This is a genomic window from Halobacterium sp. CBA1132 (assembly GCF_001485535.1).
Taxonomy (GTDB): domain Archaea; phylum Halobacteriota; class Halobacteria; order Halobacteriales; family Halobacteriaceae; genus Halobacterium.
Window position 1 is genome coordinate 2,045,442 of sequence record NZ_BCMZ01000001.1, and the last position, 13,762, is coordinate 2,059,203.

General features: G+C 69.7%; 17 protein-coding genes. 9 read left to right on the top strand and 8 right to left on the bottom strand.

What is annotated here, in order from left to right:
• Window position 1: 1 nt before the first annotated feature.
• A complete protein-coding gene (locus AVZ66_RS10730; protein ID WP_058984077.1) occupies window positions 2-340 on the bottom strand; it encodes a cupin domain-containing protein in 339 nt (112 codons plus the stop codon).
• A gap of 50 nt (window positions 341-390) precedes the next feature.
• Window positions 391-591, bottom strand: a complete 201-nt coding sequence (locus AVZ66_RS10735; RefSeq protein ID WP_058984078.1) for a hypothetical protein — start codon at window positions 589-591, stop codon at window positions 391-393.
• Between AVZ66_RS10735 and AVZ66_RS10740 the strand changes: the two genes are divergently transcribed.
• Window positions 566-1,090, top strand: a complete 525-nt coding sequence (locus AVZ66_RS10740; protein ID WP_058984079.1) for a DUF5817 domain-containing protein — start codon at window positions 566-568, stop codon at window positions 1,088-1,090. The two genes, AVZ66_RS10735 and AVZ66_RS10740, sit on opposite strands and share 26 nt — an antisense overlap.
• Window positions 1,091-1,136: 46 nt before the next feature.
• Window positions 1,137-1,478: a hypothetical protein gene (locus AVZ66_RS10745; RefSeq protein WP_058984080.1), complete on the top strand. Its 342-nt coding sequence runs from the start codon at window positions 1,137-1,139 to the stop codon at window positions 1,476-1,478.
• Here the strand turns inward: AVZ66_RS10745 and AVZ66_RS17065 are convergent.
• The 3 genes from AVZ66_RS17065 to hmgA all read right to left on the bottom strand — a co-directional run bounded on the left by AVZ66_RS17065 (window position 1,475) and on the right by hmgA (window position 3,278).
• On the bottom strand, window positions 1,475-1,609 hold the full coding sequence (locus AVZ66_RS17065; RefSeq protein WP_269073718.1) for a hypothetical protein: 135 nt from the start codon (window positions 1,607-1,609) through the stop codon (window positions 1,475-1,477). The two genes, AVZ66_RS10745 and AVZ66_RS17065, sit on opposite strands and share 4 nt — an antisense overlap.
• 63 nt (window positions 1,610-1,672) lie before the next feature.
• Window positions 1,673-2,017, bottom strand: coding sequence for a hypothetical protein (locus AVZ66_RS10750; RefSeq protein WP_058984081.1), 345 nt, complete (start codon window positions 2,015-2,017; stop codon window positions 1,673-1,675).
• 46 nt (window positions 2,018-2,063) lie between these two features.
• Entirely contained in the window at window positions 2,064-3,278 is a 1,215-nt protein-coding gene (hmgA, locus tag AVZ66_RS10755) for a hydroxymethylglutaryl-CoA reductase (NADPH) (protein WP_058984082.1), read from the bottom strand.
• Between the two features lie 107 nt (window positions 3,279-3,385).
• On the opposite strand from hmgA, the gene AVZ66_RS10760 reads away from it, so the two are divergent.
• Window positions 3,386-4,900: an amidohydrolase gene (locus tag AVZ66_RS10760; RefSeq protein ID WP_058984083.1), complete on the top strand. Its 1,515-nt coding sequence runs from the start codon at window positions 3,386-3,388 to the stop codon at window positions 4,898-4,900.
• A 37-nt stretch (window positions 4,901-4,937) separates the two neighbouring features.
• The gene (locus tag AVZ66_RS16670) at window positions 4,938-5,099 is read left to right on the top strand and encodes a hypothetical protein (RefSeq protein WP_197407757.1); all 162 of its coding nucleotides are present in this window, start codon (window positions 4,938-4,940) and stop codon (window positions 5,097-5,099) included.
• A 4-nt stretch (window positions 5,100-5,103) separates the two neighbouring features.
• Here AVZ66_RS16670 and gpmI read toward each other — a convergent pair whose 3' ends face one another.
• Complete coding sequence (gene gpmI, locus AVZ66_RS10765) at window positions 5,104-6,633, bottom strand: 2,3-bisphosphoglycerate-independent phosphoglycerate mutase (protein ID WP_058984084.1); 1,530 nt, start codon at window positions 6,631-6,633, stop codon at window positions 5,104-5,106.
• Window positions 6,634-6,682: 49 nt separating this feature from the next.
• Window positions 6,683-6,946: a hypothetical protein gene (locus AVZ66_RS10770; RefSeq protein WP_058984703.1), complete on the bottom strand. Its 264-nt coding sequence runs from the start codon at window positions 6,944-6,946 to the stop codon at window positions 6,683-6,685.
• Window positions 6,947-7,106: 160 nt separating this feature from the next.
• Here AVZ66_RS10770 and AVZ66_RS10775 point away from each other — a divergent pair, with 160 nt between their 5' ends.
• From AVZ66_RS10775 to AVZ66_RS10785, 3 genes are read left to right on the top strand one after another with little or no spacing between them, the layout of a single operon-like run.
• Window positions 7,107-8,399 carry a DNA double-strand break repair nuclease NurA gene (locus AVZ66_RS10775; protein WP_058984085.1) on the top strand — a complete coding sequence of 431 codons (1,293 nt, stop codon included), beginning with the start codon at window positions 7,107-7,109 and terminating at the stop codon, window positions 8,397-8,399.
• 59 nt (window positions 8,400-8,458) lie between these two features.
• Window positions 8,459-9,220, top strand: a complete 762-nt coding sequence (locus AVZ66_RS10780; protein WP_058984086.1) for an ABC transporter ATP-binding protein — start codon at window positions 8,459-8,461, stop codon at window positions 9,218-9,220.
• Window position 9,221: 1 nt separating this feature from the next.
• Complete coding sequence (locus tag AVZ66_RS10785; RefSeq protein ID WP_058984087.1) at window positions 9,222-10,832, top strand: hypothetical protein; 1,611 nt, start codon at window positions 9,222-9,224, stop codon at window positions 10,830-10,832.
• On the opposite strand, the gene AVZ66_RS10790 is transcribed toward AVZ66_RS10785, so the two are convergent.
• Window positions 10,829-11,170, bottom strand: a complete 342-nt coding sequence (locus AVZ66_RS10790; RefSeq protein ID WP_058984088.1) for a hypothetical protein — start codon at window positions 11,168-11,170, stop codon at window positions 10,829-10,831. The genes AVZ66_RS10785 and AVZ66_RS10790 overlap by 4 nt on opposite strands.
• 82 nt (window positions 11,171-11,252) lie before the next feature.
• On the opposite strand from AVZ66_RS10790, the gene AVZ66_RS10795 reads away from it, so the two are divergent.
• Entirely contained in the window at window positions 11,253-13,091 is a 1,839-nt protein-coding gene (locus AVZ66_RS10795) for an ATP-binding protein (RefSeq protein ID WP_058984089.1), read from the top strand.
• 73 nt (window positions 13,092-13,164) lie between these two features.
• Window positions 13,165-13,590, top strand: coding sequence for a universal stress protein (locus AVZ66_RS10800; protein WP_058984090.1), 426 nt, complete (start codon window positions 13,165-13,167; stop codon window positions 13,588-13,590).
• Window positions 13,591-13,762: the final 172 nt, after the last annotated feature.

A 13,762-nucleotide genomic window follows, 5' to 3' on the forward strand; every position in this document is an offset into this window, starting at 1 on the left:
CTCACTCCTGCCAGTCCGGATTTTCGCGCGGCGGCGAGAAGACATCGAGGCCGCGGACGCGCTCGCCGCTCTCGTTGAGCGCGGCGTGGGGCTCGCCGCCGGGAATCGTGTACGACTCGCCGGCGGCGACCGTGAACTCCTCGCCGGCCACGAGGAACGTGAGTTCGCCCTCGTAGACGAAGCCCACCTGCTCGTGGTGGTGGTCGTGTTCCGGGACGTCCGCGCCGGGTTCGATGGTGACGTGCTGGACGCTCATGTTCTCGCCGACCGCGAGTTCGGCGAGGAAGACGCCGTCGATGGCCTCTACGGGGTCGTGGTCCGCGAGGGAGTCAGTCTCCATGGAGGGTGGACGAAACGCGCCGACAAAAAGCCGCGTGTCGGCACCACCGCTCAGCGCGAGTCCGCGAGCGGGTTCGCGGGCACGCCGACGTGCTGGTGGCGGCGGTAGACGTAGGCAGCGGCGACCAGCGGCGCGACTGCGGGGACGACCATCAGGAAGTACAGCGCCGACGGCGTCCACGCTGGGACGGGACGTTTATCAGCGACGCCGCCCGATTCGGAGGTGATGACGTACGCGGTCGTCGGCTGCACGGACTGTGGCGCGCTGTGGGTCGTGGAGGGACGCCCCGACACCTCGGGCTGTCCGCGCTGCGAGCGGCGCCACCAGTTCTCGAAACTCCGGAAGTTCGTCCAGACCGACGACGAGGACCACGCCCGCGAGGCGCGGGCGTCGATGCTCGCGAACCGCGCGGGCCACGGCGACGCGTTCGCGGAGCTGGACGACTTCACGACGCTCGGCGACTTCGCGGAGGACGCGGGGATGAGCGACGAGGAGTTCCTCGACTCGGCAGGCGTCGACGTCGAGGAAGTGTCGGCCGTCGAGGAGCGCGTCGAGCAGTCCGGGCGCAGCCTCGGGAAGCGCGAGGCCGTGCGGACGGCGCTGCGCGAACTCGACGAACCCACGGAAGCCGAGGTGAAGGCGTTCGCGGCCGAGCACGGCGTCGACGGGGAGTACGTCGAGCGCGCGCTCGACAAACTCCGGCGTGCCGGCGACGTCACCGAGTCCGGCGACGGGTTCCGGCTACTGTAGCCGGCGACCCACACGTTCTTGCCGGTGGCTGTGCGAGGTTCCGACGATGGACGGACGGCTGGCGCGAGTCTGGCAGGTCGTCGTCGGTGTGACGCTCGTGAGCGCAGCGGTCGTGGTCGTGCTGGCGAGCACGGACCCGTCGTGGCCGGTGCCCGGCGTGTCGACGCTGGCGGCGCTGGCCGGCGTGTTCGTGGCCGGGTTCACGCTCGCCGCAATCCTGCGCGTGCTCGCCGGCGAACACGACTACGGCGTCGGGAACCTCCTCGCCGTTATCGGCTGGCTCCTCCTGCTGTTCGGCGAACTGTTCGAGAGCGAGGCCGCGACTGTCGGCGGTATCGCGGTCGTGCTCGCGGCGGGCTCGTACCTCGTCTGGCTGGCCCTCGATTAGAGCGGGCCGCTGGGGAGCGCGCGCAGCAGCGTCAGCGCGAGGACGAGCACCGTCAACAGCAGCTTCAGCACCCGGAGCACGCGCACCGCCCGCGACCGCCCCTCCGGCTCGTCACCCGAGTGTGCGTTCATATTCCAGTCCAGGGAGTGCGGTAAAATAATTCCGTGTCTGCCGCGGGGTGAAACTGAAAGTGCTCAGAAGGTGGCGGCCAACAGGACCGCGCCGGCGACGCCGACGCCGGACAGCCAGCACACGACGTCGAGCGGGTTCGGAACGGGGAGGATGCGGTCTGGCTGGTAGTCCGACGGGTCGCCGGCCTCGGCCCCGACGAGGGCGCTTCCAGCCGCGGTCTCGATGCCGGCGTCCGTGGCACCGACGACGGCGGGGACGACCAGTAGCGGGACGCCGAGCGTCAGCACGCCGAGCAGTTTCAGGGGGAAGTCCACGAGCACGGCGACGCCCGCCAGCAGCGCGACGGTGACGGGGCCAGCGACGACGCCGTAGCGAAGCGCCGCCGTACGGAGGGAGTCGCTCGCCATGCGCGGCAAATCGCGACGCCGCCGGAAATGTCTTCTCCTGAACAGTTCAGCGGCCGAGCTCGGCGTGCGCCGAGGAGAGGTGGCGGGACGCGAGCGCGGCGAGCAGGCTGAGCTCACCGGCGAGCGCGCCCGCGGCGATGATTTCCGCGAGCGCGTCGGCGTTCGACCCGGCCGGGTCGCCGCCACCGCGCACGCCGAGCACGTCCAGCGCCTCGCGCTGGGTCGGGAGTTTGGTGCCGCCGCCGACCGTTCCGACTTCGAGGCTCGCGAAGTTCACCGAGGCGTACAACTCCTCACCCCGGTCCTCGACGGTCGTGATGGCGTTCGAGCCCTCGACGACCTGCGCGGCGTCCTGCCCGGTCGCGAGGAAGACTGCAGCGACGGTGTTCGCGGCGTGTGCGTTGAATCCGAGGCTACCGGCCTTCGCGGAGCCGACGAGGTTCTTGCGCGTGTTCGCTTCCTCGATGGCCTTCGGGGTGGTGTCGAAGCGCTCCTCGACGACCTCTCGGGGGATGGTGACGTCCGCGGTGACGGTGCGGCCGCGGCCCTCGACGGCGTTGATGGCGGCGGGCTTCTTGTCCGAGCAGAGGTTCCCCGAGAGCGCGACCAGTTCCGCGGGCGTCTCCGCCTCGACGACCTCGCTGGCGGCCTCGGTGGCGATGGTGGCCATGTTCATCCCCATCGCGTCCTTCGTGTCGTAGGCGAACCGCAGGAAGACGTTGTCGCCGACGACGTACGGCGTGATTTCGGTGAGTTCGCCGTGACTCGTGGTCTCCTCGGCGGCCTCGCGGAGCGCGTCGAAGTTGTCCTCCACCCACTCAGCGACTTCGGCGCCCTCGGTGATGTCCGCGACCCGGAACACGGGGGCGCGCGTCATCCCGACTTTCGTCACGCGGGCGTTCGCGCCGCCCGCCGCCGTAATCGCCGAGCAACCCCGGTTCACGGACGCGACGAGCGCGCCCTCCGTGGTCGCCATCGGGAGGTAGAACTCGTCGTCGGCGCTGCCGCCCGAGACGGCGAGCGGGCCGGCGATACCGAGCGGAAGTTGGGTGCCACCAGTGAGGTTCTCGACGGCCGTCTCGGATGCGTGGTCGGCGTCGAACGTGAACGCGCCCGTGGCGTCGAGGCTGGCCTCGGTCTCGCGTTCGAGGAGTTCGCGGCGCGCCGCGGCCGCGGTGTCGGCGTCAGCGTGCTCCTCCAGTTCGTAGAGCCTGAGGTCGCCGGACTGCACGCGGTCGGCGAGGTCGGAGGCGTCGGTCATACGTTGGCGTCGTCGCGGGGCGCCCTGAAGGTTGTCCTTTCGGCCGGTGTGCGGCGTCGCCGACCGCTTCCCGAACGTCTAAGCGGCCGGCCGCCCGCCGTGCAGACATGACTGCGGCAGCCGACCTCGTGTTGCGGAACGGCGAGGTCCACACGCTCGGCGACGCCGAGGAGACGTACGACGCGCTGGCAGTCCGGGACGGCCGCGTCGTCGCGCTCGCCAACGACTACGACATCGAGTTTCTCGTCGGGACCGGAACGGACGTCCTCGACCTCGACGGCGGCGTCGTCCTCCCCGGGTTCGTGGACGCGCACACGCACATGGAGACCGTCGGCCAGTACGGCGTCCACGCCGACCTGCGCGGCGCGAGTGGCCCCGAAGAGGTCACCGAGCGCCTGCGAGCGCGCGCGGCGGAGACGGACGACGAGTGGGTGCTTGGGTACGGCTACGACGAGTCCGCGTGGGACGCCGACGACCTCCGCCAGTCTGCCCTCGACGCAGTGAGCGACGACCGGCCGGTGGCGGCCATCCGCGAGGACATGCACACCGCGACCGTGAACGCCGTCGCGCTCGACGAGTACGGCGACGAGATGCCCGACAGCGACGTGCTCGGGGACGGCCGCCTCGTGGAGGACGCCGTCGAAGTCGTCTACGAAGCGACCGAACCCGACCCCGCGGAGACGGAGTCGCTGCTGCGCGCGGCCCAGCGCGAGGCCAACGAGCGCGGCGTCACGGCGGTCCACGACATGGTGCGGCAGTCCCACGCGCCGCGCGCGTTCCGCGACCTCGACCTCGCGGGCGACCTCACGGTGCGCGTGCGCCTGAACTACTGGAGCGACCACCTCGACGCCCTCCTCGAAACCGGCCTGCGGACGAACCACGGCTCCGAGCTGGTCGAGGTCGGGGGCGTGAAGACCTACACGGACGGGAGTCTCGGCGGCCACACCGCGAAGCTCTCGGAGCCGTACGCGAACGCGCCCGAGGAGACCGGGCAGTGGGTGGTCGACCCCGACGAACTCGAATCACTCGTCGAGCGCGCCGACGACGCCGGCCTGCAGGTGACCGCGCACGCAATCGGCGACGAGGCCATCGACGCCGTGCTGGACGCCTACGAGGCCGCAAACGCCGACGCGCTCCGCCATCGCATCGAGCACGTCGAACTCGCCAGCGACGACGCCATCGAGCGCATGAGCGACCTCGGTGTGGTGGCGTCGATGCAGCCGAACTTCCTGAAGTGGGCCGGCGAGGACGGCCTCTACGAGAACCGCCTCGGCACGGCACGCCGCGAGGCGACCAACCGTTTCCCGGCCTATCTCGACGCCGGTGTGCCGCTGGCGTTCGGCAGCGACTGCATGCCACTGGACCCGCTGTTGGGCGTCCATCACGCGGTGAACGCGCCCGCCGAAACGCAATCGCTGTCGGTCACCGAGGCGCTGCGGGCGTACACGAGCGGCGGCGCGTACGCCGGCTTCCGGGAGGACGAACAGGGCGCAATCACGAAAGGCGCACTCGCGGACCTCGTGGTGCTCGACGAGTCCCCGTGGGAGAACCCCGAATCAATCCGGGACATCGACGTGGCCGCAACGATAGTGGACGGCGAGGTCGTCCACCGCGCGGACTGACACAACGAATACGTGGCTGGCCGGACTACGCTCGACTATGGCCGAAGCCGCCCTGTTCGTGCTGTTCGCCCTCCTCGCGGTCGCCGCGCCGCTGGTGCTGTACGGATTGGTTCGCTCCGAACACGACGACACCGAGCGGATGAACCGACAGGAAGCCCGCGAGCGCGTCTCCCGAGAACAGGACGACGACCGTCGCTGACGCGTTACTCCAGCAGCGACGCGCCCGTCATCGCTGCCGGCGTCTCGATGTCGAACAGCGACAGCAGCGTCGGCGCGACGTCGCGGAGTGTGCCGTCGTCGCGGACGTCCCGGGCGCCCTCGTCGCTCTCGTCGGCGGGGAGGTGGACGAACGGCACGGGGTTGAACGTGTGCGCCGTGTGGGGGTCTTCGCGGGTGCCCATGTCGTCGGCGTTGCCGTGGTCGGCGGTGACGAGGACGTCAGCGCCCGCGTCGCGGAGCGCGGGGACGAGGCGCGCGAGTTCGCCGTCGACGGTCTCGACGGCCTCAATGGCGGCCTCGTAGTCGCCCGTGTGCCCGACCATGTCCGGGTTCGCGTAGTTCAACACGAGCGCGTCCGGGTCGTCCGATTCGAGCGCGTCGAGGACGACGTCGGTGACGCTCGCGGCGCTCATCTCGGGCGCGAGGTCGTACGTCGGCACGTCGGGGCTCTCCACGATTTCGCGGCGTTCGCCCGCGAACTCCACCTCGCGGCCGCCGTTCAGGAAGTACGTCACGTGGGGGTACTTCTCGGATTCCGCGACCCGCAACTGGGTCAGGGAGTGTTCGGCGAGCACCTCGCCGAGCGTGTCCGCGGGGCGCTCGGACTCGAAGGCGACGGGGAAGTCGAACGACTCGTCGTATTCCGTCATCGTCGCCACGGGCACCCCGGGCGGGTCCGTGGCGACGCCCTCGTTCGCCCAGTCCTCGGGGCGGACGTCCGCGAGCATGCGCACGAGTTGGCGCGCGCGGTCCGAGCGGAAGTTACAGAACACGACCACGTCGCCCTCGCTGAGCGCGTCCCCGCCCCGAACGATGGTGGGTTCGACGAACTCGTCGGTGTCGCCGCGGTCGTAGCTCTCCCGGACGGCCTCGACCGCCGAGTCCGCGCGGTGGTCGGCGTTCCGGTTCACGATGGCGTCGTACGCGCGCTTCGTGCGCTCCCAGTTCTGGTCGCGGTCCATCGCGTAGTACCGGCCGATGACGGTGGCGACGTCGCCGGTGTCGTACTCTTCTGTGACTTCTCGGAGCGTCTGGAGGTAGTTTTCGCCGCCGTGGGGCGCGGTGTCGCGGCCGTCCGTGAACGCGTGCGTGGTCGCGGGGAGGTCGCGGCTGGCGGCGCACTCGATGATGGCGTGGAGGTGTTCGTGGTCGGAGTGGACGCCGCCGTCGCTGACGAGGCCCATCACGTGGAGGCGGCCGCCCGTGCGTTCGACGTGGTCGAGCGCGCCGCCGATGGCGTCGTTCTGACAGAGTTCACCGTCGGCGATGGCGTCGTTGATGCGCGTGTACTCTTGGAGGACGACCCGGCCGGAGCCGATGGTGAGGTGGCCGACTTCGCTGTTGCCCATCTGCCCGCGCGGGAGGCCGACCTCGCGGCCGTGCGTCGTGAGCGTGCCGAACCCGCCGCGCTCGGCGTAGGCGTCGAAGTTCGGCGTGTCCGCTGCCTCAACTGCGTTCAGGTGGTCGTGGTCGGCGAGCCCCCAGCCGTCGAGAATCACCAGCGCGGCCTGCATATCCGAGAGTCCGCAGGCCGCCCGTATTTACGTGTCGCCTGCGGGCGAGTTAGTCGCCGTCGGGTGCGCGGGCGTCGGTCGTCGCGTCGACCTCGAACTCGGCGCCGCAGCCATCACACACCATGTGACGGCCGGGGACGGTGCGCTGGGCGGCGACCAGTCCGCACTCCGAGCAGACGCTATAGGGTCGCTCTTCGGCGGGCGCGCCGGGTTCGACGGACATCCGAACCCACGCCTCGGAGTCGGTCTCGTCGTAGAGTTCGACGCCGTCGTCGGTGCGTCGCCAGTTGACCGTGGAGTCGTCCCGCGACATCTGGTCCCCACTCTCTCCCGCGACCATTTAACTATTCTGACAAAAATTAGCTCGCCTTCGAGTAAACGGCGCCTTCGGGCGATTACCGCGAGTAAAGAAATCCCGTCGCGGCGGCCGCCCGAGCACGGACTATTTGACCCTCCGCGACCGAGAACTCGCCATGACCCTCGACCCCGTCCACTTCGACGGCATCGCGGACCTCGCGAGCCGCATCCGCCACGAGGTGGACGCCGAGGAGCACCGCGACATCGCCGAGGAGACGTGGCACAACTATCTCGACCCCCTCTACGGCGACGACGGCCCCGTTCTGGAGCCACTGGCTGAACAGCGCCGCAGCGCCGCGGATATCGAAGAACTGGCGCTCCAGCCGTCGCCGTTCGACACCGCCCACGGCCTCGACTCGGGAACCATCAACCCGCGGACGTTCAAGAACGGGCTGGTGTTGGACCTCGCGCAGGCCGCGATGAGCGCGACCCCGAGTGAACTGGACCTCCACCGCTCGCGCACGGTCATCACGAGCGTCCACTCCAACGACGCCGCCGTCCGCACGGACACCGACTGGCAGAAATGGGACGAAGGGTACAGCCGCGGCCGCATCGTCCACACCGCGCCCCTCGCTCGCGACCAAGAACGAGTTGTCCACGGCCTCGCGCTCTACCTCGCGGAGAGCCACCACGCGCTCGAACACGCCGACGACGTCGACGACCTGCTGTTGCTGGACGGCCCGGTCTACCCCAAGCAACTCGTGAACTGGGCGGACCGCCACGCCAGCCTCGCGGACCTCGTGACCGAGAACGAACTCGTCGCCGAGGTGCTGGAGAACTACGTCCGCCTCGTCGAGCGCTTCGCCGAGAAGGACGTGCCGCTGGCGGGGTTCGTGAAGAGCCCCGCGAGTCAGGCGCTCGTGCGCGCGCTCCGCGACCGCGGCCGGCCGACGCCGTGGGCCAGCGACGCCGCGTTCTTCGGGCAAGTACTCGAACGCCGCGAGTTCGATAACGAGGAGTACCACCGCATCACGGACGAACTCTCGTGGACGGGCTGGTTCACCTCCACGCTCGGCGCGGACGGCGTGTTCGCGGACGGAGAGGGACTACGTCCCTCAGGCAATCGGACGGAGTCCGATGACGCGAGCGAACTCGGCGTCGAACGCGAACTCCCCGCGGAGGCCTACGAGGTCGCGTTCCTCGTCGTCTACGACCCCCGCACCGACCTCGTCCACAAGGTGGAGTTGCCGCGCGCGTTCGCCGACAGCGAGGACTGCCGCGCCGCCGTCGAACGCTACGTCACCAGCCAAGTCGCCGCCGAAGCCGGCCCGCCCAAGCCCGTCGAGAAAGCCGACGAACTCGCGCGCATCGGCGCCAGCGAGAAAGAGGAACTCGTCCGCAAACTCGAACAGTCCTTCGACAGCCGGCGCGACGAGAACTACGACGACCAGCGCTGGTCGGACGCCTGACTGCGCGGCGCGCGAACCGCCGTCTACCTTTAAGCACGGGGAGCGAGCAGTCCCGAGTAATGACCGAGCGCGCCATCGAAACGCACGGACTCACCAAGCGGTACGGCGACGAGACCGCCGTCGAGGGCCTCGAACTCGCCATCCCCGCCGGCAGCGTCTACGGCTTCCTCGGGCCGAACGGCGCGGGGAAAACCACGACCATGCGGATGCTCACGACGCTCACGGAACCCAGCGATGGCACCGGCACGGTCGCCGGCGCGGACATCGCCGACCGCGACGCCGTCGTCTCCCGCATCGGCTACCTCCCCGAGGAACCGCCGCTGCACGCCGAACTCACGGGCCGCGAGCAACTCCGGTACATCGCCGGCCTGCGGGACCTCCCCGAAGCGGACGCCGAAGCCCGCATCGACGACTTACTCGGTCGGTTCTCGCTGGCCGGCGACGCCGACAAGCGCATCTCCGCGTACTCGAAGGGGATGAAGCAGAAGGTCGGCATCATCCAAGCGATGCTCCACGACCCCGACGTGCTGTTCCTCGACGAACCCACGTCCGGGCTGGACCCGCGGGCGGCCCGCACCGTCCGGGACACGATTGCGGACCTCACCGACGGCGACGCCACTGTCTTCCTCTCGACGCACATCCTCCCGGTCGTCGACGAACTCGCAGACACCGTCGGCGTGCTCTACGACGGTCGCCTCGTCACCGAGGGGTCGCCGTCCCACCTCAAGTCGCGCGCCGAATCCGGCGACGAGCGCACCCTCGAAGACGTCTTCCTCGAAGTCACCGGCGGCATCGGCGACGCGGCCGCCGAGGAGGCCTGAGATGGCTGTATTCCCCGACCCGAATCACGCCGCCCGCATCGCCGCGAACGAACTCCGCATCGCGTGGCGGAACTTCCGCGGGAAGAGCGCCGCGCAACTCGCGTCCGTCGGCATCGTTGTCGTGTTCGGCGCCGTGTTCACCGCTGCGGCCGCCTACGGCGCGTACGCCGGCGGCCAAGCGCTCGCCGAGAACCCCGAGGAGACGAGCCAACTCGTCGGCCTCATCCCCGCCGCCCTCGCCACCCTCGTCCTGTTCTTGGCGGCGTACATGACCATCGTCCAACTCGGCGACATCGACGCCCGCGACGGCTACCTCACCACGGTCCCCGCCCGCGACGTCGTCGGCGGCCTGCTGCTGGCGGGCTACGTGCGCGCCGCCGGCCTCTTCGTCGCGCCGCTGGTCGTCGCGGCCGCCGCGTTCGCCGTCGGCAGCGGCTCACTGCTGGCGTTCCCGCTCGCGGCGGTCGCCGTGCTCGCGCTCACCGCGACCGCGTTCCTCGTCGGCTACCCAATCGGCGCCGGAATCGCCTACCTCGCCAGCCGGTCGGCGCTCGTCTCGCGGTTCAAGACGGTCATCGGCGCCGCCGCGTTCCTCGCGTACTTCGGCCTCATCGTCTCCGGGCAGTTCGACGAGGTCGTCGACCCGATTCTCGACATCGCGGAAGCCTCGCCGGTGTCGTGGTACGCCGACCTCGCCGTTCTCACCGTCGTCTCCTCGGCGAGCGCCGCGAAAGCCGCCGGCGTCCTCGTGGGTTCGGTCGTCCTCAGCGCGGGCGGCGTGCTCGCCAGCGTCCGGTTCTCCGAGCGGCGCTGGTACACCGAGAGCGTCGAAGCCGGCGAACGCGAGACCGACTCCGTCGCCGGCGGCCGCCTCGACCGGCTCGTCGGCCGCCAGCGCGCGTGGGTCGCGCGAAAGAGCTGGCTGCGCGCCCGCCGCGCACCGATTCGACTCGTGTTCGTCGCCTACCCGGCGTTCCTGCTCGTAACACCGGTGCAGGCGAGCATCGAAGCCGGCCGCGTCACTTCATCACTCCCGCCGTCGATCGCGCTGTACGGCGCGTGGATGACCGGCGCCGCGTTCACGCTCAACCCGCTCGGCGACGAGGGCGCGGTGCTGCCGGTCACCGCGACGTCCGGGGTCTCCGGCCGCGAGTTCGTCGGCGGACTCGTCGTCGCTAGCGCCGTCTTCGGCGTCCCGCTCACGACAGCCGTCGCGGGCGCGCTCGCCGTCGTCAGCCCGCTCTCCCCGGTCGCAATCGCGTGTACGGTCGCCGCAGCCGTCGTCCTCCCCGTGTTGGCCGCGGCGCTGGCGGCCGGCGTCGGGACGACGTATCCGAAGTACGACGCCACGAACATCAGCCGCAGCCGCGAAGTCGTCGTCCCCTCGATGTGGGCGTTCGGCGTCTACACGCTCGTATTCTTGTTCACCGCGGGCATCGCTACCGCCGTCCAAATACCGTTCGCGGCCGGCGCACTCGCCAACGCCCTCGGCGTCGCCGACGCCGCCGTCCACGTCGGCGCGCTCGCTGTCGGCGTACTCCTCGTCGGACTACTCGCGGCCCTTTCGGCCCGCATCGCGGTGCGCGCGTTCGACAACTACACCGACGCCTAGGCGTCGACTTCGTGCTCCGGTTCGACCTCGATATCGACGTCCTCGGGGTCGACGCCGATGCGCGCGAACTGCGTTCGCACGTGCTCGCGGGCCGCCTCCAGCGCCTGCTCGCGCGTGTCGAACCCGCGCGGCATCGGCGACTCGAAGGCGACGTTGACGTCCTGTCCGCCGACCTGCTGGACACTCCCGCCGCTCTCCACCGCGTAGAACTCGTCACAGACCCAGACGTACGGCGCCGCCTCGTCGGGCGCACCCTTGAACGACGGCGCGTCCTCGCCGCGCTCGTACAGCGTCCCCGTCAACGTCGTCCCGGCCGCCGAACCGCGCACCAACAACATACCCGGCCGTAGGGACGCGACGGGCATAAGCACGCGGACAGGGAGGGAAAGCGGTTAGTGCGCGGCCCGCCACTCAGAAAGCATGAGCGACCTCGGGGACTTCGCGGACCACGACGGCGGCGACGACGCCGGCGACGCTGCGGAGACGGACGCCGCCGACGACTTCGAACGCCCGGACCTCGACGACACCGGCAGCGACGACGGCCTCGGCGCGCTCGCGGTCTCGGAGGGCCTCCGCATCCACGAGGACGGCCAAGAGACCGCGCTGAAGGCCTACGTCACCGCGAGCAACCGGTCGTCGGTCCGGCTCGGCTCGTACCTCGTCGCGCCGTACCCCGGCGGCGAGAAGCTGTTCTGCAAGATTACCGGACTGGAGTACGTGCAGGCGTTCCAGAGCGACGACGCCACCGAGATTCACGCGCGGCGCGCGATGCGCTCGGAGAGCGTCGACGAGCAGGACTACAAGTTCCTCGCGGAACTGGACCCCGTCGCGGTTCTCTACCACGACAGAGAGGGACGAAGTCCCTCAGGCAATCGGACGCAGTCCGATGATGGAGACGACCTCAAACGCCGGATGGCCGACCGCGTGCCCAAGCCCGAGACGGTGGTGCGGGCGGCCGACGACGCCACCGAAATCAAGACCGGACTGAAGATTCCGGAGGACGGCGTCTTCCTCGGCCACCTCTCGGTCGGCGGTGAGAAAGTGCGGACCGCCGCCGAACCGCCGACCATCGACTACCGCGTGAAAGATGACTACGAGGCCGGCGACCCGCTGGTCTTCCGGCACACGCTCGTCGCGGGCGGCACCGGCTCCGGGAAGACCCACTCCGCGAAGAACGTGCTGCGGCAGTACCTCCACGAGGACCGCCGCTACCCCGTCGACGCGGGCGGCGCGGAGCGCCGGATGGCGGTCGTCCAGTTCGACCCGCAGGACGAGTACGCGCAGATGCACGACGACAACCCCGACGCGGACGCCGGCGACGAGCGCCGCTGGGAGACGCAAGGATTGGCGCACGGCGGGCACGACGACACGGTGGCGTTCGTGCCGAAGGTCGGGTCCGCGTCGTACGCCGCCGACCACCACGACGCCGAGCGCGTCGAGTTCACGATTCCGTTCTCGATGGTGCGCTCGAACCCGTGGCTGGTCGCGTCCAGCGGCCTCAACGACAACCAGTACGGCGCGCTCCACCTGCTGCTCGACCGCTTCTTCCAGAATCACGGACAGGACGGCACCTACCGGGAGTTCTGCTCGTTCCTCGACGACCCCGCGCTCAAGGAGGAGCTCGACGAGTCCGGGCGCGTCCACGAAGCCACCTACGAGGCCGTGCTGCGGCGCGTCCACGGGATGCCGTCGGGGCTGTTCGACCAGGACGCGCGCCCGATTACGGAGCTCGTGGAGGACCGACAGTTCGTCCGCCCGGGCCGGCTGTCGGTGGTGCCGACCTACCACATCAGCAACTCGCGGGCGGCCGAGACGGTAGTGCTGGCGGTGTCGAGCCTGCTCGTCGACCAGAAGCTCTCGAACGACCCGCGCTACGAGACCATCAAGGAGACGCCGCTCGTGGTCGGGATGGACGAAGCCCACAACTTCCTCGCGGACGCCGACAGCGTGCAGGCGAACAAGGTCGTCGGGAAGTTCACCGAGGCCGCCAAACAGGGCCGCAAGGAGCGCCTGGGCCTGTTCCTCATCACCCAGGACCCCCAGGACGTCGCCGACCCCGTGTTCAAGCAGGTGAACACGACGGTCGTGTTGAATCTCGGGGACGAGGACGCCATCAACGCCGTGAACATCCCGTCGTCGCTGCAGTCGAAGGTCCCCTACATGGAGAAGGGACAGATGGTCGTCTACTCGCCGGACAACTCCGAGCCGGTCGAGATTCAGGGACTGCCGACGTGCCTCACGCGACACGGCCGGGACTGACGAGGGACGCCCCGTCGGGCGGTCCTCGGCCCATAGAATTTTCACCCGGGCTGGTCAACGTCGAGTCGACACCATGACGAAGATTCTCGTTCCCGTCGACGGCTCCGAGCAGTCCACCGAAGCCCTCGAATACGCCCTCGAACACTTCAAGGACGCCGACATCACCGCCATCAACGTCATCGACCCCATCGAAGCAGGGTACACCGCGCAGGCGACGGTTCCGGGCTACTCCGAGGAGTGGTTCGAGCAGGCCAAAGACGCCGCCGAGGAACTGTTCGACGAAGCCCAGACGACCGCCGACGAGTACGACCACGAACTCGACACGACCACGGAAGTCGGTCGACCGAGCCGCGCCATCGTCGAGTACGCCGAAGAGAACGACTTCGACCACATCGTGATGGGGAGCCACGGCCGCTCGGGCGTCTCCCGCATCCTCCTCGGCAGCGTCGCCGAGAGCGTCGTGCGGCGCTCGCCGGTGCCGGTCACCATCGTCCGATAGTACCTTTTGCGCTGCGCTCGGCGGCTTTGCCGCCTCGCTCGGCAAAAGCTACGCTAAAAGCACTCCTCCTTCGCTTCGCGCTATCGCGCTCCGCTCAGTCGTCGGCCCGCGCTCCCTGCTGTCGCGCGGTGAACGGCTTCGCTCGGGCTTTTCAAGCCGCTCGCTTGCCGAT